Below are 22,090 nucleotides of genomic sequence, written 5' to 3'. Positions count from 1 at the left end.
ATGGAATAATGTAAAATTGATAATGGTATTAAAAAATAGCTTGTTAAAAATGAAGAAACCTGAAAGCGAAAAAATGATCCATTACAAATTAATGTCGCTTTCATTATCCCAGTTTGCCTTTACAGCAAATTTTTTGGGCAGGGCAATTACTTTTTCGGGTTGTAGTTTTTTAGTGTAGCTGCCGGGGTCCCATTTGCCATTGTTATTATCGTCGTATAAAATCCTTATTTCGTATTCCCCCGGCGGGAATAATTTGTTGCTCCATTCACTGGCTGTTACCGGGAAAGATTCTTTTACGATATCATCCTGTACAAACTGCAGTACTGGATGTTTGGTAAGTATAATATTTTTAAAACGTAATACCACATTACCATAATCAGCCGGCCCCATGGTTTTAATACGGATAGTATCTGTTTTTGTAATAGTACTGTCGGTGCTGTCTCTTACCGCATTTTTTTGTATCACAATTTTATAATCAGCATCTTCAAGCCATTTTGTTTTAAGGATCACTTTATTGCTGTCTACCAAATAACTAACGCCGGGCACGGCAACAAAGTTGGTATCTGTAAGTGTGATCTTTGTGGTATCGAGTTTTTTAATGGCATTATTAAAATCAAGCACAAGATTTCCCCTAAGGTCCTGCTTTTGCCCGCCGGAACCTAAAGTATACTTTAATTTTTTCTGTGCTGCAGTCTTAGGTTTTACAGTAGTTGTTGTTACCGGTGTTTTATTCATTTTTTCTTCGGCATAGGCAAACAATGCTATGGGCTTATTATTTTCAGTAACAGTTATAGGGCCATCGGCAAATGCAAATTGCTCGGTTTTTGAATTGTAGGTTTTGCCGCCATCACCATCTTTTAATGCATAGATATTAAAATTACCCGGCGGAAGATTATTAAAAGTAAAACTACCATCGCCTTTTAAAAAAGCAATGTATGCAGGTTTTATTTGTTGTACAGATGAGTCGTTGGCATTGCGGTACAGCATTACAATCATGGTACTATCGGGTTTACCGGTTTCTGCCAGTTCTACTTTTCCGGTTAATCGTAAAGAATCAATGGTATTGCCGGTAGAAAACACATAGGTAAAATTCTTCAGCACATTGCCTTCGTTCACATCTCTTATAGCGTTGCCAAAATTGATAGAGTAGGTGGTATTGGGCAGCAAGGTATCTTTTAACTTTATTGAAACTGTTTTTAGTTTACTCTTAAATTCCGGAGCAGATTTTGGATAAGGAGATACCAATACATTGGCCTGCACTTCCTGCAACTCGTCAATGTATTCATCAAATGTGAGGGTGATTTTATTATCGGTAATATTAGTGCTCAGTAATTTAGGGCTTGCAGTTAAAAGGGCCGGTGGCAAGGTATCTTTAAGGCCCCCGGAAATGGCGCCGATCTGGCCACAGCCGCTGTTACCAACTATAACAAGGCCACCGAGGGTAATAATAAGCAGTACATTTAAAAAGTGCGATACTTTCATTAATTGGTATTGAAGTGCAAACTTAAAGCGTTTGTGCTGTTTACACTTTTTTAAAATCATAAAAATCCCTTAATCTGCAATTTCTTCTTCTTCCAGGTCGTGCAATGCTACCGCCAGCTGGTTATCTTTAACAAAATTGCACCAATGGCAATCTTCTTTACCGCACCCGGTATAAAAATCCCGGTCCTGAATTTTTTGCCAGGTTTCAGTAATTTGTTGTTTTACGGTCTCGGTATCCGCAGGAGTAATTACAATTTTTTCTTTGCGGTACTCTTTCTTTTTATCGGGCTCTACAAAGTCAAATTCGGTACTTATTACTTTCCAGTCTTTAAGTGGATAATTGTCTACTAATATTTTATAAAAGACTGCCTGCCTCCAATAACCTCCACCGTCGGGATCTTTATCATTTGGCGGTTTTAATTTAGATAGCGCCTTATCAATATCGCCGCTCTTATAATCCACCACATTTACATTCCTGCCATCAAATTCCAGTTTATCCAACTTGCCTTTTAACGGTACACCATTTACAACAACACCACGGATATTTAATTCAACCGAAACAACTTTATTCCAGGTAGTGATATATTTATCATAATAGTTTCTCAATACCTCATCGCCGTATTCCATTCTTCTGTCGAATTGCTCTTTTGTGAAGCTCTCTCTATGGCGGTACATATACCAATTAAAATCAGCCATCATTTCGTCTTTAGATGGAAATTTATTCTGCTTACCTTCCTGCATCTTCCTGAAAAGTTTTTCCAGGGCATAGTGTACGGCACTGCCAAATTCCATATTCTCATTTTTCCCTGATGGTATACGGATCAAATTCTGATAATAGAATTGTAAAGGACAATTTAAATAATTATTCAAAGCCGTTACATTCATTACAAACTTATCCAGTATAGCAGTAATAAAATCTTCTTCCGCTTTTTCAATTTCAGGGGCCTGTGCATTGAATTGCAATAATTCAAATTCGGCGATGGTTTCATCAGCTAAACTTATTTTTTCTATGGGTATAGTATGCTGTTCTAAAATTTCGGCGATGAACATAGAGGGTTCCATTTCCTTGCCATCATTTTTAAATTTGGCATAAGAAATATACAAATGTTTTTCAGCTCTTGTGAGTGCCACATACACCAGCCTGCGCAATTCTTCTTCATCAGAGGAAACGGGTTGCGAAGAAAACATCGTATCCGGAAATTTATAACCGCCACCGGGTTTTCTTTTCTTCTCCCACGATGAGGCGTTTACACCGGTAAAAAAAACATATTCAAATTCCAAACCTTTACTGCCATGTGCGGTCAGCAGGTTCACGCCTTTATCATTACCAGCCACCTGTACCATGGGCAATGGCAGGTTTTCTTTTTCCATTAATTCAATGATGGAAACTAATCCTGCCAGGTCCAATAACGGATTGCGGCTGCACTCTTCCTTGATGAAATCGAACAGGGCACTCAATAATTGCATCAATGCAATTTTATCTTTGCTCTGCATGATATAAGGCAGCACACCTGCATGTTGAATGATATTGGCAAACAATTGCTGCAATGTTACATTTGAAACATCTGCAATCAATTGTTCAATAATAGCGCTTATCTTTTTTAAACGGTCATTAATGCCGGTATCAAACAGATCTTTTGCAGGTTGGTTAGCTTTATCAAATAGTAATTTACGGATTGATGTGGGCTCGCCGCCATATCTTTTACTATTGACTTCTACTGTAAGTTTTGCAATTGCTATTGGGGGAATGCTATAGAAATCAAAATGTAAAATTTCAAATAGCATTTCATCACCACCATAGGGAATATCATGTTCTGCATTTAAGTATCGCAATAGCTGCAGTAATTTTCTTACAAAAGCATTTTCTAAAATATTGGTATTTCGTTTACTGTAAACAGGAATGCCTTTTAAACGGAAATATTTAGCCAGCTCTTCGCCATATTTATTTTCCTTATAGATCACTGCAATTATACCTGCTTCAACTTGTTGCTGCAGCAATTCGAAAACCTGGTTGGTAATGCCGGCCATTTCTTCCTTAACAGAATTATATTCATTAATTACGGGCTGGTTAGTAAGGTCTTTTATTTTTATGTTGGAAGAAATTAATTCTTTGCTGAGCCCATCAATTTTTTTAACTAAACGTTCTTCGTTTTTATTGATGAGTGTTTTTGAAATATCCAGTATGGGTTGTGTGCTGCGGTAATTGTTGGTCAATACCACCGTCATCAATTCTTTGGTATAGGCATTGGCAAAGCCCAGCATATTTTCAACATTCGCTCCCTGGAAGCGGTAGATACTCTGGTCGTCATCACCTACAACAAATACATTGGGTTTATCCCAGTAACTGATAAGTAATTGCACCAGCCTGTTTTGTATACCGCTGGTATCCTGGTATTCATCCACTAAAACGTATTGAAATTTTTCCTGGTAGCCTGAAAGTACTGCTGCATTTTCTTCAAATACTTTTATCACCCAGTTGATCATATCATCAAAATCGTAACGGTTTTTTTTACGCATCAGGTTTTGATAACTATCAAATTCATTTACTGCAGCTCTTAATTTTTCTGTTTTTTCTTTTTCTTCGGCGATCTTATCGGTACGTACATCGCCTTTTTTAAAATCCTTTACGGCCCGTTTGGCAATGTATTCATCCCTTGCAGGCAGGCCAGCAACATACTCATCAATTTTTTGATTAATGAAAGCCGGTGTCCAGCCTTCTCTTTTCATTGCAGAGAATAAACTCTTTAAATTATTGATCTCGTAATACACATCCCCGCGGTATCTTTTTAACGGATGATTTTTAGGGAAGGAATCGATGAGCGTTTTAAATAATTGAATACTTTCCAATTCGGACACCGCATCTAATGAAGTTTTTTCAAACAGCGATAAATTATCCTGTATCACATCATTACAAAAAGCGTGGAAGGTATAGATGTTTACTTTGTAGGCATCGGCACCAATAAACTGCACCAGTCTTTTACGCATAGCAATGGTACCGGCATCGGTGTAGGTGAGGCATAAAATATTTTCGGGCAGTACATCAGTATCTAATAAAATTTTGCCGATACGTGCAGCTAAAATTTGCGTTTTACCTGTGCCGGGGCCGGCAATAACCATTACCGGACCTTCAATGGTATCAACAGCATGGCGCTGTTGTGCATTGAGTTTTTGATACTCCTGTTCAAATTTATTTTGTAAAATACTTCTGTAGCTGGCCATCCGTCAAAGATAAACCCGAAAGCCCTCCCGAAAAAATTGCAGTAAATGAGGCGCTTTTAGTGTTGTAAATATTATATCGCCTTTTTCGTAAACAAAATGGTTGATTTGATGTTTTATAAAAAACTACCAAATGAGCAAAGTCTATTCTATTAAAACCATCCAGAAAATCCCTGTTTCCTTAGCTACTGCCTGGGATTTTTTCAGCAGCCCGGCCAATTTAAAAGAAATAACACCTGGTAATCTTGGTTTCAATATCATCTCCAAACACCATGGTGATAAGATGTATGCCGGGCAGATCATTGAATACAAAGTGAGCCCCGTTTTAAATATCCCCTTATACTGGATGACCGAGATTACCCACGTGGAAGACCAACAATATTTTGTAGATGAGCAGCGTTATGGTCCTTATAGTATGTGGCACCACCAGCATCACTTTAAAGCTGTTGAAGGCGGTGTGGAAATGACCGATATTGTACATTATAAACTGCCCTTTTGGTTTTTGGGCGACATAGCACAGGGGTTATTTGTACGGAAACAGTTGCAGCATATTTTTGATTTCAGGTATAAAGTGGTGGAGCAAAGATTTGGAGCCATGACAAATAGCTGAAATTTAAGCCAAAAAGCAACCGTTAACCCTTAAATACTGTCAATCGGTATCATTATTGCAGTACCAACCGCAATATCACCTGAACGTGTACCGAATGAAAAAGATCCTATACCTGTTTATATCAGTTTTCATCAGCAATGTTGCGGCAGTTAATGCCGCGCCGATTAATATTTCAGAGGAGCAACAAAACCCGGTGTATACCAAAAAGCCTTATGCTGACTCCGCGGTGATACTTATTCCTTTCGATTATAAACAATCAGCATTATACCATGCTTATACCTACGAAGTGATTGACAGCGTGGTTAATTTGCTGTTGAAAGACAGTAGCATTACACTTTCTATTAATGGGTATGCCCACCAGGACGAAGGCAGTGATACCATTTGCAAATATCTTTCCTTAAACAGGGCTTTGTTTGTACGTGATTATATTTTAGGCCGTGGGGTACAACCTTTCCGCCTGATTTTTGTAAGGGGCATGGGTAAAAAACGTTCTGAAAAAACGAATGTAAATAAAGATGGCCATGCATTGAATTGCCGTGCCGAACTGGTATTGAACTACCCGCCTCCACCGGTGCCGCCGCAAATTGAAGATAAGGATGGAGATGGCATTGCGGATGTAGACGATGCCTGTGCAGATGTATACGGCTATAAAGAAAACGATGGTTGCCCCGATAAAGATGCCATTGTAATACCCTTCGATTACCAGCAATCCTGGCTATCGCCGGTAACTTATAAAGCGCTGGATAGCGTGATTGTGGTATTGAAAGAAAACCCGGCGCTTAAACTTTCTGTTCAGGGACATGCTTACCCTGCAGAAGGCATTAATTCGCTTTGCGAAAGACTGGCCAATGAAAGGGCAGAGATCGTAAAAAATTATTTACTCTCCCGCAATATTGCCAATAGCCGGATCTTATCAGTAAAAGGGTATGGCAACAGCCGCCCCTGCAATGCCGGCAGAAACCCACAGGAGATGGCATTAAATTCAAGGGCACAGATCATGATTGAAAAATAATGACTCCTATTTTATCCCTGCCCGCTTTTTCAATTCTGTAACAGGCATTACTATCATTCTTCCGATGGGTTTATTATCACGGTAAGTAATCAGTTTCATAAACGAAGCATCTTTAGGAACAGTGAGCGGTGTAGTGTATGCCGGGTAAAAATTATCCGGGAAAGAATTATCGAAACTATAATGGATTTTTAAACCTTCTACTTCTGTACTTAATGCAACTATTACTGTGGCAGTATCTTTTTTGCTTACGTTAAAAACAGGGTCATACATACTGGGTGCATACTTTATTTCTGCAACATCAAATCTTTTAAACTGGCCTTCCACACGTTGTACAAAATCATTCCAGTCTCTTTTTTCTTTAGGGCTCCACAATACTTCTGCAATAGCAAAAGCACGGGGCCATGTCATGTATTGCGCATGGCGCATATTGTACACCTGTTCTGTCCACAGGTTAGCTTGGCCGCCTTTAACAAATTTTGCATCTATGCCATCGGGAACGGGCTCAAACTGGTACGCTTTTTTTAATCGTAAGCTGGCATACACAGGAGGTTCTATAATGGCATCGCCCTGCATATAATCGATATAGCAAAATTCTGTTGGGGTCATCACTATGTTGTGGCCTTGCCTGGCAGCTTCAATACCATCTTTAGTGCCCCGCCAGTTCATTACTGCGGCATTGGGCGCCAATCCACCTTGCAGGATCTCATCCCAGCCGATCATTTTTTTACCTTTAGAAGCAATGATCTTCTCTACCCGTTTTACAAAATAGCTCTGCACTTCATCCAGGTTTTTCAGGTTCTCTTTTTTCATCAATGCTTTTATAGCATCGCTTTTCTCCCAGAAATTGCGTGCCGTTTCATCACCACCCATATGGATATACGCAAAAGGAAATAATTCTGCCACTTCGGTAAAAACCTTATCTAAAAAATCGTATACTTTTTCGTTGGCAGGGCAAAGGGTATTATCAAGTGTACCATAAAAATGCTGGCCGCCACCGGGCCATATCATAAACTGTTCGCCGGAGTTAACCGCATAAGTACCGGGGGTACAAGTCAATTCGGGATAAGAAGCCAGTGCTGCCAGGCTATGCCCCGGCATATCAATTTCCGGAAGAATATTGATGTATTTTTCCCCGGCATATTTCACCAGTTCCTTAATGTCTTCATGCGTATAAAAGCCGCCATAGGTTTTAGGTTCATTGGGGTCAGGCTTGGAAAATCTTCCGAAACTGCCGGTTTTATCTACACGCCATGCACCCACTTCAGTTAATTTGGGCAGGCTGTTGATCTGGATACGCCAGCCCTGGTCGTCGGTTAAATGCAGATGTAAAATGTTGAATTTATATTTGGCCATCTGGTCGATATAATCTTTAACCTGTGCCACGGTAAAAAAATGACGGGATACATCCAGCATTAAACCACGCCAGCCAAAGCGGGGAGCATCCTCAATAGTAATTACAGGAACCGTCCATTCGTCAACTGGTTTTTGGGTTTCCCTGCTTTCTACGGCAGGAGGCAATAATTGCAGCAGTGTTTGTACGCCATAAAAAATACCGGCAGGCGCTTTAGCAGAAATAACAATACCACTATCGCTTACTTTTAAACGGTAGCCTTCAGCAGGTATGGAGGTATCATTGGTAAGCGATAAAAAGATAGAATTGGCAGTTGCTGTTTTACTTTCTTTAATGTTTATTTTATTGGCTGCAATATTCAGTTGCTGCGATAATTGCAGCGCCATCTTTTTAAGCTCTTCATTTTTTGTAATAAGAATGGAGAACTCGTGGGGTAAAGTAAAAAAACCTTCGCCCCTGGTGAGGGAAACCGGTTTGGGTACAATATTGTTGCGCCAGGCAATGCTTTGTTTGGGTGCCGTGTTTCTTTGCGCCAAAGCAACAACAACAAGTATCAACAGACAACTTACAAGGACAATCTTTTTCATATAAAACAAATTATAACACAAGTTAATTATTTGAAACCACCTGTTGGTCTTTGTTGCCAATGAGCCGAAAAAAATATTTTCAGCATACAAAAAAAGGGCTGACAAATTATTCTTGTCAGCCCTTTTGAATTTTATTAAAAAAAATTATCCCGGCATACGGCCGATATATTTTTCAATTTGTTTTATCTGATCTACAATTTGAGGAGTGGTGGGCTTAAAGCTTTTTGCTTTTTTAAAATAATCTTTGGCTGCACGGAATTCTCTTTTGTTCATCATTATGGAATACAATTGTAAATAAGCAGCGGCATTGTTTTCGCTATCAGGTAACCCGGCACGAATAGCCTGGCGGATATAACTTTCTCCCTGTTTCATATCGCCCCTTTGAATGCAAAGCATGCCCAGTTGCAATTTGTTAGGGCCTTCAGCCTGTTTGGTCATGGTGCCACCCAGCGACAAACTTTTTTTCATCAGCTCTTCTGCTCCCGCATAATCCTGGTCAACCATGGCAAGGTTGCCTTTAATAGTATAATACACTGAACGAACAGGTTTAATTAAAAGCGCCGGAAACCAGATGGAATTCACTACTTTTTTAGCACCTTCAATATCACCTTCTTCCATATAACCCTGTATCAAACGCATGGGGCCAAACAGGAAATGGCCTGCAATAGCTATTACGGCTATAAAATATAAAATAAAGGAAGGCCAGAAACTGGTTTGGATATTAGTATAAATAGCCAGTGCTAAAAATACAATGCCCAGCCAAAGGCGGTATTTAATTAAGAGGTTCAACCACTTCATGATCACTAAAATTTAGGACGGCAAAGATAAGGTTTGCTGCCTTAAAAGGCCTTAGTCTTTTGCATCATTTATTTCCACCCAGTAGCCATCAGGGTCCTGCAGCCAGATCTGCTTTACGCCATCCACCCTTGTAGTAATGGCGTTGGGCGTGCCTTTTACATCTTCAAAAGCTATTTTTTTATCCAATAACATTTTAGCAAAAACATCTACCGAGCCCACGCTGAAGCAGGTATGCTGGTTTTTATAATAGGTTTTGGCTTCAGCAGCACCTTGTATAATATGCATTTGGGTGTGTGGTGAGGTCTGCAGCCAGATATGTTTGCCATCATGAAAAGGTTCAGGTATAGTATCCAGCCCCACCACGTTCATATAAAAATCACCGGACTTTTTAAGGTCCACCACAAAAATGGCGGTATGGTTAATATGGGCTTTAGTTTGCGTATTACTTTGCGAAAAGGAAGCAAAAGGCATTGAAAGTAGCATGGCTATGGGTAGAATAAGCCTGTATTTTTTCATATTTAAGCTGTTTAAGGCTAAATGTAATTAAATTAATGCTGATTTTTATAATCGGGTACGCAGAAATAATTACTTTTGCCATCCGAAATTCCATAGCGCTGAAATGAGTAGTCATTTGGAGCCTGAAGAAACTGGTCCTGTAGTTCAATGGATAGAATATCGCCAAGTATCTTGGGGACTAAACTTGAGTTACAAGTTCGGAGAGTAAAAAAAAAATAACTGGTCCTGTAGTTCAATGGATAGAATATCGCCAAGTATCTTGGGGACTAAACTTGAGTTACAAGTTCGGAGAACAAAAAAAAATAACTGGTCCTGTAGTTCAATGGATAGAATATCCCCAAGTATCTTGGGGACTAAACTTGAGTTACAAGTTCGGAGAGCAAAAAAATAACTGGTCCTGTAGTTCAATGGATAGAATATCCCCAAGTATCTTGGGGACTAAACTTGAGTTACAAGTTCGGAGAGCAAAAAAATAACTGGTCCTGTAGTTCAATGGATAGAATATCCCCAAGTATCTTGGGGACTAAACTTGAGTTACAAGTTCGGAGAACAAAAAAAATAACTGGTCCTGTAGTTCAATGGATAGAATATCCCCAAGTATCTTGGGGACTAAACTTGAGTTACAAGTTCGGAGAACAAAAAAAATAACTGGTCCTGTAGTTCAATGGATAGAATATCCCCAAGTATCTTGGGGACTAAACTTGAGTTACAAGTTCGGAGAGCAAAAAAAAATAACTGGTCCTGTAGTTCAATGGATAGAATAGAAGTTTCCTAAACTTTAGATACAAGTTCGATTCTTGTCAGGACTACCAAAAAAGGCGACTTATTACAGTCGCCATTTTTTATAAGTTTTTTTTACACTGAAGTCCTGTAGTTCAATGGATAGAATATCCCCAAGTATCTTGGGGACTAAACTTTAGATACAAGTTCGATTCTTGTCAGGACTACCAAAAATGGCGACTTATTACAGCCGCCTTTTTATTTTTGTACAGATTACAGCTTCAAATCATACTCTTACTGCTGTAAACCTTCAGTAGCATTACTTTCGCCACCACTGCTTTTACGTTTAAAAAGTGAAGCGTCCAGTTTACCAAAACGATAGGCAAAATTAAGTTTAAACATTTGCGGGTCACGCAGGCGGCTGTAGGTTTGCGTAAAATAATCGCTGGTAGAATATTGAGCGTTGATACGTGTTTTAAAAATATCTGTTACACTCAATGATACCGATGCTGCATTATTCTTCAGGAAACTTTTTTTAACCGCAAGGTCCATACCCCATGATGGTTTGATATAACCCTGGGAAGAACTCTGGCTCTGCATCATTGGCGGGCCACCCATACCACCACCCTGGCTTACCGGTAAATTGGTTTTGGATTGGTATGTGGTAGTAAGCTGCACAGCAAAATTGGAAGGCAGTTTAAAATTACTGTTGAACTTACCAAACAAACTCCATAAAGCGGCTTGCTGAGTGGTGGTTACATTGCTGGTATTTACTTTGGAATTATACACGTTAACATTGGTGCTGATGTCCCACCATTTAGTAAGGTTGTTTAACACCGTTGCTTCTGCACCGGCAGCATAACTTGAATTGGCATTGATATAGGTATTGATCAATTCTGTATTGCCACTCACGGCATCAACTTCTGATGATAAATAACGGGTAATTAAATTATCGGTGTGTTTGTAATATAAAGAACCTAAGAAAGTACTGCTCTTCTGAAATGTTTTTAAATAAGACAACTCTACTGATTGTGTAAACTCCGGTACCAGGTTAGGGTTACCCCGGGTGATATTTAATTTATCGGTATAATCAGTAAAAGGTATCAGTTGAAAAAAGTTGGGCCTGTTAACACGGCGGCTGTAGCTGAATTGCAGTTCCTGCCGGTTAGCTAATTTCTGGCTTAAAAAAACCGAAGGAAAGAGGCTTACAGGATAACTGTTTTTGAATGTTTCGCCGGTATTGGTTAATGTACCGGTATAGTCAGAGCTTTCTGCACGAACACCTACTTTATAACTGAAGTCTTTAATGCTGTTGCTGTAAGTGGCATAAGCAGCATATACATTATCGGTGTTTTTATAATTGCTTGTTGCAGATGGAATGATGAGGTATTGTTTTGCACTGTCGTTATACAAATAGTTATCATTAACGTTTACCCTGCTCCGTATGGCGGCTCTTACACCGGTTTCTAATTTTGCAGTTTTACTCAGGGGCAGTGTGTAATCAGACTGTATCACAAAATTTTTATCGCTGCCATAACCTGATGCGGTTTGCAATGCAGTGCTGTCTGTTGTACCGGCAGTGGTAAAATAATTGGTAGTGTATAAAGAATTATTATTGTTTTTGCCACCAAAATAATTGGCATCAACGGTAAGTTCTTCACCCTGTTTGGCAAAAGTATGTTTTAAACCAAATACCAAGCCTTGCCCGTTAAACTCTCTGGTGCCGGTGGTTAATCTTTCACTTGCTACACTTATCTTGCCGCTGTTGTATAAACTGTCAGTTGATACGCCGATCAGTTCATAAGGGTTAAATTCTCCATGTACTTTTATACCCGACAAAGACAAAGTAGTTTTGTTAGTAGCAAAATAATCAACACCCAGTTTTGCAAAGAGAAAGCCGCCTGTTGTTTTATTAAAATTATTTTGTGCAGTAATAGTTTGCGGCGTTGTTAACTGGCTGATACGTTCTGTAGTTCCGGTTGTTTGTCCTTTATTCTGGTTGCCATTAACTGCAGCACTGATATTGATTTTATCCTGGCGCACATTAAAATCCAGGCCACCATTTACTGCACCTCTTTTATCTACACCGGCTCTTACATTACCGTTGTAGCCGGTTTTTTTATTTTTCTTCAATACAATATTTAAAATACCTGCACCGCCGCCGGAAGCATCATATTTTGCAGAAGGATTAGAGATTACTTCCACACTTTCAATGGCATCTGCCGGTATCTGGTCTAATGTTAAGGTAGTTGGCCTGCCATCAACCAACAATTGCGGCGCTGCGTTTCGCATGGTAATATTGCCATCAATATCCACATTCACCGAAGGCACATTGCGCATTACATCCACACCGGTACCGCCGGCACTCATGATATTCTTTTCTACATTAAATATTTTTTTATCGGCGTTTAGTTTTATAGTGGGAGTTGATGAAACTACGGTGACCACCTGCAGGTCTTTTGCGTCAGGTGTAAGTTTGATCTTGCCCAAATCTTTATCTGTTGATGGTGGTTGCATGGTGCCATCGGTACTTTTTGTAAAAAAACTAACCGGCAGTTCGTAGGCTTTAAAACCAACACTGCTGATCTTTAGAGTGTACCTGCTTTTTAAGGAGACGTCTTCAAAGCTAAAATCGCCATTCGCTTGTGTAATGGTGGATTTATACAGCAACTGCTTTGTTTTTTTGGTAGCGGAGTCTATCTTATTCTCCATCAATAATACGGTAGCTTCTCCAATGGCTTTACCATCATTGTCGGTAAGCTTGCCGTATAAATGAGCACTGAGACTGCCGGATGGTCTCATTCCTGCAGGGGGCATTTGAGCAAACAAACCTGTTGCGCCCAGTACTATCGTAATCAATAATAATAATTTTTTCATTTGTTTATTTTTATACTGTAAAAGTAAATTGCTGCAACAGCGTGTCGGGGGCAAAAGAGATAAGATGGGGAAATGTTGCGACGAAAGAGAAAATGCAGGAACAAGGATGACGGTGATAAAGCGGATTTTATATGATTTCTTTTTGGCGCTGGAGTTTGTGGTATTAATTACTTCATGCTAAAATTGAATGACCACCGATGATTTTTATATTCGCAGCATGTTGATTGTAGCAAGAATCCAATTTATTCTGCAAGGCAGAATTAAAATCTGTGTTCATCCGTTCAATCCGTGTCCTCGGTGTTTTACTTCGCTGTTAATGCAGCAATAGCATCACGGTAATGATCGCTTACCGGAAGTTCCAGGGTATCTATAAATACACTGGTTTTGCGGATAGAAGTAATAAATGAAACGCCAACAATATAAGATTTATGAATGCGGATAAATTGTTTGGCCGGCAGCTGGTCTTCAATCGTTTTCATGGGCATACGTGTAACCACAGGCCTGGAAGAACTTTTTAAATGTATCCTGATGTAATCTTTTAATCCTTCGATATACATAATATCAGCGATGGTGATTTTTACCAGGCTGTATTCAACATTCACAAAAAAATATTCTGCATTTGCGGGGGTAGTATTTTCTTTAGCTGCATGTTTCAGTTCAAATAATTCTTTGGCTTTGTAACAGGCTTTTATAAAACGGTCCAATGCCACGGGCTTTACCAGGTAATCGGTAACATCTAAATTATATCCTTCCAGTGCATATTTTTCATAAGCAGTGATCAGTATAAACATCGGTTTCACTGTCATGCTTTGAATAAGCTGTAAACCTGTAAGTCCCGGCATTTGAATATCTAAAAAGATAAGATCAACAGGTTGTTTTTCTATTACCTGCAAGGCTTCCATTGCATTGTCGCAGGCAGCTACCAGTTGTAAAAAAGGCACTTTGCTGATATTATCCTGCAATAATTCCAATGCAAGTGGTTCATCATCTATGGCAATGCAGCGGATCATTAATTTAAATGTATTTGAAGTGAGATACTGAAGGTATTGTTATCCCTGTTGATGATTAACTCATGTTTGTGATTGCCGTATAATAACTCCAGCCTGCGTTGCACATTAGTTAAGCCAATACCACTGGCCGAATCTTTTATTTCCTGCGATGCAGGGTCGTATTTGTTTTGTACTGTAAAATATAAAATATTATTCAGTGCTTTTAAACTGATATCAATTTGCGGGTGATCGATCATACCGGTGCCGTGTTTAAATGCATTTTCTACAAAAGGTATCAGCAACATGGGTTCAATATCATATTGTTTATCGGCAGGCAATACATTTACATTGACCACTAATTTTTTTCCGAAGCGCTGCAGTTGCAGGTCGATATAGCTTTGCAGGTATTCGGTTTCTTTTTCCAAAGATACTTTTTCCTCCCCTGTTTCGTATAGCATGTAGCGCATCAGTGAAGAAAGTTTGATCAACGAAGGTTCCAGCAGGTCGGATTGTTTGCGAGCCAATGCCACCATATTATTCAATACGTTAAACATAAAATGCGGACTTACCTGCGAGCGCAATAAGGATAATTCTGTTTTTAAATTTTCGTTCAGTCTTTCCCTGGCCAGGTTTTCAAAAACAATTTTGTCTTTGATGGTTTTATAGGCGATGCTGCAGGCCAGTATAAACAGGAACACAAAAACGCAAAAGGGTAAATGTTTTCTGAAGCTGAAAAAAGAATCGGTGTACGTGAATGTTTTTAATACATTAAAAGAGAGGAATGAAAAAACGGCAAAACAAAAAAGGACAGAAAGGATATACCAAAAATATTTTTTCCTGTAAAATAACCGTACAATTAATACGCCTGCATTAAGATAAAAAAATCCGATGAGCATTATATCGTTAAACCGGGCCGTGAAAAAATTGGCGGTTTCATTTACCGGTTGTGCATGCCTTGGCTCATTTGCATTGTAAGAAGGGCGCAACAAATAGGGCAGGGAAAAAAGCAGTATCCACGCAGCCGCATGCATTACAAAGACCACTTCTTTTTTATACCTCGTTTGTTTCATGCTGCTAAATTAGGCATACAAATATACAATGCGAAAAATAGGGCATGTAATGCGACGTAAGGGGTAAATGCTGCGACGAAAAGCGTATTAAAAAGCCACCTGGTGTAAGGGTGGCTTTTTAATTTTGTAAAAGAATTGCGGGAGCTTACCGTAATTTATAAGCTTTCAATATAAATTTTCAGGCCCATTTCTACCAGGCAATATTCTTCGATGGTAGCTTTGAGCAGGTCGTTAAGTACGTTTATGCTGCCTCCGTTTTTTCCTGTTATTTCAATGCTGTTTAATAAGTGTACCAGTTTTTCGGCCTGTATTACACCGGCGCTGCCTTTAAGCTGATGTGCTTTTTTGCAAACCATAGCTATATTACCAGCCTGGAGCGCCGCTTTCATTTCTTTAATTTCTTTAGGGCTATCCTGCAATATAAGTGTAAGTACTTCATGCAGGTAACCGGGGTCATCCATTTCTTCCAGCATGCTTAAATTGTATAAACCTTCGGTAGTTGTAATAGTTTGTGTGTCTGAATTTTCCATAACGGTATTTTTGAGGTATTATATTGTATCAGGCTCTTTTTTCGCCAGGTGTTTTTTGTTTTCCGATATCCGACCATTTGGCCAGCATGTTCACGAGCTCCTCCAGTTTTACAGGCTTACTTAAAAAATCATCCATTCCTGCCCTCAGGCATTCGTCCCTGTCTTCCTTCATAGCATTGGCCGTCATTGCAATTATAGCCGGTTGTATTTGCATACTCTGCCTGATGATACGGGTAGCCTGCAACCCATCTGTTTCAGGCATCTGCACATCCATTAATATTACATCAAAGGCCTGCAGGCTCGCCATTTCCACCGCTATTTTTCCATTTTCTGCAAGGGCAGCATTAAAGCCGAGTTTACTTAGTATTTTAAGTGTTAGTTTCTGGTTCACCAGGTTATCTTCGGCTACCAGTATACGTAAGGGATGCTCCACAGCAAAATCAGCAGACAGTTTTTGCTGTGGAGGTTGTATTTCTGCCGCATGTTTCGATTTGCCTCTCAGTTCGTTGATGATCAGCTTGCATAACATTTCCTGTTTTATCGGCTTTGTGAGTATCGATTTAAATAAGCCGGCATATTCTTTATTTCTTTCGTCGCCAACAGAACTCAATAAAATAACCGGCAGCCCGGGATACAGCCGCTGCATGTTTTGTGCTAATTGACAACCATCCATACCGGGCATCTGCATATCAGTAAGTACCAGGTCGAAAGGTGTTCCTTTGGCCAGTATTTCCAGGGCTTCGGCGCCACTGCAAGATAATGTGGGTACCAGTTTCCATAACTCCAGCTGGTTTTTAAGAATACAACGGTTGGTTAAGTTATCATCTACCACCAGTATCTGCCTGCCTTCCAAACCGGTGATATGATTGGTCACATAGGTACGCAAGGATTGAGAACTGGCTGCGGTTTGCATAGTGAATGTAAATGTGGTACCAATATTTTCTTTACTGGTTACATGGATCTGTCCGCCCATCAGTTCAATCAGTTTTTCACAAATGATCAATCCTAAGCCGGTACCGCCATATTTGCGGCTGGTAGATGAATCTACCTGTGAGAAAGCTTTGAAAAGACGTTCCATTTTATCTGCAGGAATACCAATACCGGTATCACGAACTTCAAACTGTAACTCTGCCTGCCCGCCATCTTTTATTTTATTTAAATGCACACCAACAAATATCTCACCCTGTTCGGTAAACTTAATGGCATTGCTTACCAGGTTCACCAATACCTGGCGCAACCTTAAACTGTCGCCTATAATTTGTGCCGGCACATTGTAATCAATTTCATACACCAGGTCAAGCCCCATTTTACCTGCCTTGTTGGCAAATACATCCAGCACTTCTTCAATACAGGTACGCAGGTCAAAATCACGATGCTCTAATTCCATATTGCCTGATTCTATTTTAGAAAAATCAAGGATATCATTGATCACCGTTAACAATGCTTCGCCACAGGTGCTGATGGTTCTGGCATATTCCTGTTGCTCGGGTGTAAGATTGGTTTCATTTAAAAGCGATGCCATACCTATTACACCGTTCATGGGTGTACGAATTTCATGGCTCATGGTAGCTAAGAAAACACTTTTGGCTTTATTGGCCGCATCAGCTTCCTGCCTTGCCTGTTCTGCTTTCTGGTAGGCAACTTTTAATGCCTCTTCATTAATGATTCTTTCTTTATGAATTTGTGCTTCTCTTTCCAGTCGCCCCATTTCACGGGTTTGTTCTACCTGTATTTTGCTGTATTTTTTTAAGAGGTAAGCCCATAGGCCACAGATAAAAAATATTAATGCCGAAAGTACGATATGTATTATGAAGGTGCTTAATTCAATCGTATCAAGCTGGCTGAAGTAAACGCCTTTTGCACCTGAGTTTTGCAGGTAAGCCAGCCCTGCGTGATGGATCAATACAAATAGTACTAACGGAATCTGCAATTTCCAGTTTTGGTACGTGATCAATATGGCACTGGCAACAAATGCAGCAAAATGCATTTCAAAAAGGCCATGCATCTGGTAAATACCCTGCGCCATAAAAATACCCAGCACCACACTCAGTACATACTGGTATAAATTGGAATCGGGCATGGCGGCTTTAATATAGTAATAAGCAAAAAGCGAAAAGCCTCCCACGCCAAAAGCTATCATCCAGGTGTCGTAAAAAGGCGCTATTATCAGGCCACATAAAAAAAAGCAGATGAGAAAATAATTCATCAGCCTATCTGACCGCTCTTTTACCTGTTGTGCAAACGATGTGTGTCCGCCTTGCTTTTTTGGTATTGTATGTTCCATTGCAGGGTTATGGTTTTAGGGTTTTATCAGGTTTATTTTTTACAGGTTGAGCCGGGAAGAGAGCATCCATAAGCTGTTAGGGCATACGCATTAAAAACAGGTTGCTGCCTGTTAGATAGTAAGGCTTCAATAGCCGATTGTGCATAATTGGTCTTTTTATCCGCACAATAGCGGCTCTTATTATAATTGCCCCTGTAATACAAAGATTGATCTGCAGTTAATAAAACAGCTTGTGGCGTTGAGTATACGCCACACTCACGTGCAATAGAAGTGTCGAACAAAACGGGTACCGTAATCCCGAATTTTTTTCTGATAGCTGCTTCACTATATTCATTGTCTTTCATCATTACCACCACAGCAAAGCTGATCTGCTTTCCATAAGTGCCGGCCAGTTCTTTAAAATGCGGTACATTAAAACGGGAACAGGGGCAATCGGGGTTGAAGAAATGGAGGAAGACCGGTTGATTTTTTTTGAAGGCAAACTTTGCGCTGATATCAATATGTTCTCCCACTGCAACAGCATGGTAGGCAGCTGGTACCGGTGTTGGTAAGGCGTAACGCCATTCGCTGTACCAGAATAGAAACCCGATACAACTGAATGTGGTTAAGAGTACGGTAATGGCAATTACTTTTTTTAAAAATGCCGGCATTTTTAGTTTTTTGAGGATATATTGGTTCTGCAATAGAACGCAATAAACGCAACAGTGGTGTGAGACAGGTTACCAATCTGTTGTAGAAGAATAACTACTAATGTTGTATTGCCTGTAATTTTTATTGCAGCTATACAATTTCTGTTGCCATAAATAGTTCTACAATATATTACCCTGTAATAAATTAAATACACTTTACAGGATTTAAAGAGACAGTAACAATTTCACACCTAATGAAAAATGTTTTACCAGAAAAGATCGATATTTTTCTTGTAGTAAACCCTGAGGCACTTGAAGAACATTTTAATAAAAATGATCCGTCGCCTTTTTACAAGCGGCAGCTGAGCCATGAGTTTGAAGAATATATTAACCGCATTAAAGCACCGGCCCGGAGATTTACGGTAATTGAATATAAGGTTACCTGCAAAAGGGAAGAAGACAAACAGTATACAGAGCCATTGATATATGCTATCAAAAGGCATTTTGCCAATGTGATGCTTGCCAAGCAGGGCGAATTTGAACGGTTTAAGCGCCGCAATTATATTGTACTTTTTATCGGGCTTGCCATTATATTATTATCGCATATTCTGATACCAATGATCATTAAAGATAGTGGCGGTGTGGAATCGGCCATACTTACCGGCATTGATATTTTTAGCTGGGTGATGATGTGGCAACCGATTGATAATTTATTATTTCACTGGAACAGCCATTTAAAAGAGATCAGTACAGTTAAAAAACTTACAGAGGCGCCGGTGGTGTATACTGAAGAAGCAAGATAATTACCAGTAAAAAATTAAACCCCAAAGGAAAACCTAAAAGTTTTGTATGGAAATAGTTCATCATATTTTTTTAAAAGGATACCTGCCGCTTTTTGTACTATCCACTTTTAGCGCCTGCCTGTTTATCGGAGTGATTATAGCCATGGCCCTGGTGTTATTTGGTTTTTACAGATCTAATGTTACCAGTTACCATAACAAAATAACTGTGCTTGGCCAGCAGATAGCGGCCATGCAGCAACACCTGGATTATGCCAGTCGTGAAGAAACCAAGGCCAGAAGCGATGCAAAAAGGGCCGCTGCAGCAAGAGATACACTACTGAACTCTTTAAGCCACGAAATTCGTACACCCATGAATGGTATATTGGGCATGGCGATATTGCTGGAAGAAACTCATCTTGATCATGAGCAAAAAGATTATATCGATACCATCATCAGTTCGGGCAAAATATTACTGAATAAAGTAGATGAGGTAATGGCCAACGATCTGCTGGAACAATCCAAAATTAACCGCACAATCACTGCTGCACAACAAAAAAATACCGACCTGCGCAATTGCGTGGAAGAAGTGATAGATACCTTTGCAGTAAGGGCATCACAAATGGGAATGGAATTATTGTACGACCTGGATGCGGCCGTACCTGCACAGGTATTAACAGATAATAAACGCCTGCAGCAAATACTCACCAATCTAGTGGAAAAGGTAATGGAAGATAAACCGCAACAGGTTTGTATTGGTGTGTACATTATTAAACACGATAGCGTGGATAAAGCTCCGGCATTAGGTTTTACTGTTAGCGCCAAACCTTTGGGCAATACTGCTGCAATAGCCATGCTGCAGGCCGAAGGTAAAACTTTACCCGGCGGTATTACAGAAGAAGAACAGCACCTGCAATATCTTGGCCTTACCATCAGTAAACAATTGGTGGAAGAAATGAATGGCGAAATAAAGGCGGTGAACGATAATAATGCTGGTTTTATTATCAGTATTCCATTGCATACTGCTACGTTGTTTATAAATAATACTGCTGGTTATAACCTGAAGGATTTTGAAGGTAAATCAGTATTGGTAGTAAACAGCAATGTAATTGCGGCTGGTATTTTATTAAAGCAATTGCGGCAGTGGCAATTAATGCCGGTAGTAGTGGGCACCGCTAAAGAAGCATTACAACTGGCCGATGAAAATGATTTTAACCTGGTGATCACTGAAATGGATTTGCCTGATATGACAGGCATGCAACTGGTAGGAAATATGAAAAACATTCATCCGCAGTTACCGGTAATAATGTTTAACCCGCTGAATGATAAACGTTATAAGGAACAGGAAACTATTGCGGGAGCGATTACTGTATTAAGCAAACCCATTAAGCAACACACTTTATTTGATCATATTCTAAGCAATATAAGAACGGATAAAAAAGCAGGGCAGATGCAGGATATGCAGGTAAAAAAACTGTCGGCCGACTTTGCCAAACAATATCCATTACGTATACTAATAGCCGAAGATAACCCGGTAAACCAAAAATGGGCCACCAAGATATTGGACAGGTTGGGGTACGAGGCAGATATTGCAGCCAACGGGCATATTGTATTGGATATGGTGGGTAAAACCACCTACGACCTGGTATTAATGGATGTGCAAATGCCTGGGATGGATGGACTGGAAGCTACTAAAATGATAAGGGTATGCCTGAATAAACAACCCGTTATTATTGCCATGACGGCCAATGTAATGCACGGCGACAGGATGGCTTGTATGCAGGCCGGAATGGATGATTACATCAGCAAGCCGGTACAATTAGGCGAGCTGGTGAATATGCTGGAAAAATGGGCGCTGGTAATAACGGATAAAAAAATGGTATAACTACAGCATAAAAAAACCTCTTGTAAATAAGATCAATAGCATTTGCGAAAACCGCCAAAAAGGCCGCTAAATATATCTTTCCTGTATAGTGTTTTTGCGATTGCATAATTTTATAAAATGTTTGTCTTGAACTCCGTATTATAAATAGTCTTTTTTCATTTGTGCTACAACAGCAGTAATCACGTCATCCAGCTTTTTTATTTTTACAGCCAATTCATTTACTGATGCTGTTTCAGCCAGGGCTTCTATAAAACGGATATCTTTTACCAGCGAAGCAATGCCGTAGTAAGTTAATGTTGGCTTTATTTTGTGTGCTGTTTTTTTAATGGTTACAAAATCAAGATTATTATAAGCCAGTTTTATTTCTTCTACAGAGGGCGGAACCTGCTCTACAAAAACAGCGATCATTTTGGCAACCTGTTCCTGGTTACCCCTGCATAATTGGTCAATCATACTCAGTTCGTATAACTTTTCGCCAGGGGCTGCAGCGCCTGCTTCAAATTGGTTATCTGATGGGTGCATGTGTTATTGGATTTATTATTATCAGTACCTGATCTGACAAGCCATATTTGTGCCAGAATAAAATTCATTTTTAATACAAACGCAATCAAATAGTTAGAAAACAAGCTTCCACCCGGGGTTCTATAAAGTGGAATAATTTTCCGGAATATGGAATTTTATTTTCGTGTAATCGTTTGATGAAGTCATCTAAAACAAAAGGGTAAATTTAATTATAATGCAACGTTAGCTGCCTA

At 39.6% G+C, this 22,090-nt stretch carries 16 protein-coding genes and 2 tRNA genes; 6 read left to right on the top strand and 12 right to left on the bottom strand.

All coding sequences use genetic code 11. From position 1 onward, the window contains the following. Nucleotides 1-81: 81 nt before the first annotated feature. Nucleotides 82-1,482: an Ig-like domain-containing domain gene (locus ACYVM0_RS23820; RefSeq protein ID WP_460561381.1), complete on the bottom strand. Its 1,401-nt coding sequence runs from the start codon at nucleotides 1,480-1,482 to the stop codon at nucleotides 82-84. 69 nt (nucleotides 1,483-1,551) lie between these two features. After that, nucleotides 1,552-4,701, bottom strand: coding sequence for an ATP-dependent helicase (locus ACYVM0_RS23815; protein WP_460561379.1), 3,150 nt, complete (start codon nucleotides 4,699-4,701; stop codon nucleotides 1,552-1,554). A 130-nt stretch (nucleotides 4,702-4,831) separates the two neighbouring features. On the opposite strand from ACYVM0_RS23815, the gene ACYVM0_RS23810 reads away from it, so the two are divergent. After that, nucleotides 4,832-5,308, top strand: coding sequence for an SRPBCC family protein (locus tag ACYVM0_RS23810; protein WP_460561377.1), 477 nt, complete (start codon nucleotides 4,832-4,834; stop codon nucleotides 5,306-5,308). A 94-nt stretch (nucleotides 5,309-5,402) separates the two neighbouring features. Beyond that, nucleotides 5,403-6,320, top strand: coding sequence for an OmpA family protein (locus ACYVM0_RS23805; RefSeq protein ID WP_460561375.1), 918 nt, complete (start codon nucleotides 5,403-5,405; stop codon nucleotides 6,318-6,320). A gap of 6 nt (nucleotides 6,321-6,326) precedes the next feature. Here ACYVM0_RS23805 and ACYVM0_RS23800 read toward each other — a convergent pair whose 3' ends face one another. From ACYVM0_RS23800 to ACYVM0_RS23790, 3 genes are all read right to left on the bottom strand, one after another. After that, entirely contained in the window at nucleotides 6,327-8,258 is a 1,932-nt protein-coding gene (locus ACYVM0_RS23800) for a beta-N-acetylhexosaminidase (protein ID WP_460561373.1), read from the bottom strand. A gap of 144 nt (nucleotides 8,259-8,402) precedes the next feature. Next, nucleotides 8,403-9,056, bottom strand: coding sequence for a tetratricopeptide repeat protein (locus tag ACYVM0_RS23795; protein WP_460561371.1), 654 nt, complete (start codon nucleotides 9,054-9,056; stop codon nucleotides 8,403-8,405). A 51-nt stretch (nucleotides 9,057-9,107) separates the two neighbouring features. Continuing rightward, nucleotides 9,108-9,572, bottom strand: coding sequence for a VOC family protein (locus ACYVM0_RS23790; RefSeq protein ID WP_460561369.1), 465 nt, complete (start codon nucleotides 9,570-9,572; stop codon nucleotides 9,108-9,110). 737 nt (nucleotides 9,573-10,309) lie between these two features. Here ACYVM0_RS23790 and ACYVM0_RS23785 point away from each other — a divergent pair. Then, a tRNA-Arg gene (locus tag ACYVM0_RS23785) sits at nucleotides 10,310-10,384 on the top strand. A 52-nt stretch (nucleotides 10,385-10,436) separates the two neighbouring features. Further along, nucleotides 10,437-10,522: transfer RNA gene (locus ACYVM0_RS23780), tRNA-OTHER, on the top strand. A gap of 64 nt (nucleotides 10,523-10,586) precedes the next feature. On the opposite strand, the gene ACYVM0_RS23775 is transcribed toward ACYVM0_RS23780, so the two are convergent. The 6 genes from ACYVM0_RS23775 to ACYVM0_RS23750 all read right to left on the bottom strand — a co-directional run bounded on the left by ACYVM0_RS23775 (nucleotide 10,587) and on the right by ACYVM0_RS23750 (nucleotide 18,692). Then, nucleotides 10,587-13,169, bottom strand: a complete 2,583-nt coding sequence (locus tag ACYVM0_RS23775) for an outer membrane beta-barrel protein (protein WP_460561367.1) — start codon at nucleotides 13,167-13,169, stop codon at nucleotides 10,587-10,589. 302 nt (nucleotides 13,170-13,471) lie between these two features. Beyond that, a complete protein-coding gene (locus tag ACYVM0_RS23770) occupies nucleotides 13,472-14,179 on the bottom strand; it encodes a LytR/AlgR family response regulator transcription factor (RefSeq protein WP_460561365.1) in 708 nt (235 codons plus the stop codon). Then, nucleotides 14,179-15,228, bottom strand: coding sequence for a sensor histidine kinase (locus tag ACYVM0_RS23765; RefSeq protein ID WP_460561363.1), 1,050 nt, complete (start codon nucleotides 15,226-15,228; stop codon nucleotides 14,179-14,181). The genes ACYVM0_RS23770 and ACYVM0_RS23765 overlap by 1 nt, the downstream gene beginning before the upstream one ends. Before the next feature lie 155 nt (nucleotides 15,229-15,383). After that, nucleotides 15,384-15,758: an Hpt domain-containing protein gene (locus ACYVM0_RS23760; RefSeq protein WP_460561361.1), complete on the bottom strand. Its 375-nt coding sequence runs from the start codon at nucleotides 15,756-15,758 to the stop codon at nucleotides 15,384-15,386. Nucleotides 15,759-15,786: 28 nt separating this feature from the next. Further along, nucleotides 15,787-18,042, bottom strand: a complete 2,256-nt coding sequence (locus ACYVM0_RS23755) for a sensor histidine kinase family protein (protein WP_460561359.1) — start codon at nucleotides 18,040-18,042, stop codon at nucleotides 15,787-15,789. A 32-nt stretch (nucleotides 18,043-18,074) separates the two neighbouring features. Next, a complete protein-coding gene (locus ACYVM0_RS23750) occupies nucleotides 18,075-18,692 on the bottom strand; it encodes a thioredoxin domain-containing protein (RefSeq protein WP_460561357.1) in 618 nt (205 codons plus the stop codon). Between the two features lie 233 nt (nucleotides 18,693-18,925). Here ACYVM0_RS23750 and ACYVM0_RS23745 point away from each other — a divergent pair, with 233 nt between their 5' ends. Next, complete coding sequence (locus tag ACYVM0_RS23745; RefSeq protein WP_460561355.1) at nucleotides 18,926-19,474, top strand: hypothetical protein; 549 nt, start codon at nucleotides 18,926-18,928, stop codon at nucleotides 19,472-19,474. Nucleotides 19,475-19,520: 46 nt separating this feature from the next. Next, complete coding sequence (locus ACYVM0_RS23740; RefSeq protein WP_460561353.1) at nucleotides 19,521-21,335, top strand: response regulator; 1,815 nt, start codon at nucleotides 19,521-19,523, stop codon at nucleotides 21,333-21,335. A gap of 138 nt (nucleotides 21,336-21,473) precedes the next feature. On the opposite strand, the gene ACYVM0_RS23735 is transcribed toward ACYVM0_RS23740, so the two are convergent. Next, a complete protein-coding gene (locus ACYVM0_RS23735) occupies nucleotides 21,474-21,857 on the bottom strand; it encodes an Hpt domain-containing protein (protein WP_460561351.1) in 384 nt (127 codons plus the stop codon). Between the last annotated feature and the right edge of the window lie 233 nt (nucleotides 21,858-22,090).

It is taken from the genome of Ferruginibacter profundus (assembly GCF_054783275.1).
Note: the sequence above shows the minus strand (reverse complement) of the source record. Positions and strands in the feature narration are given on the sequence as shown.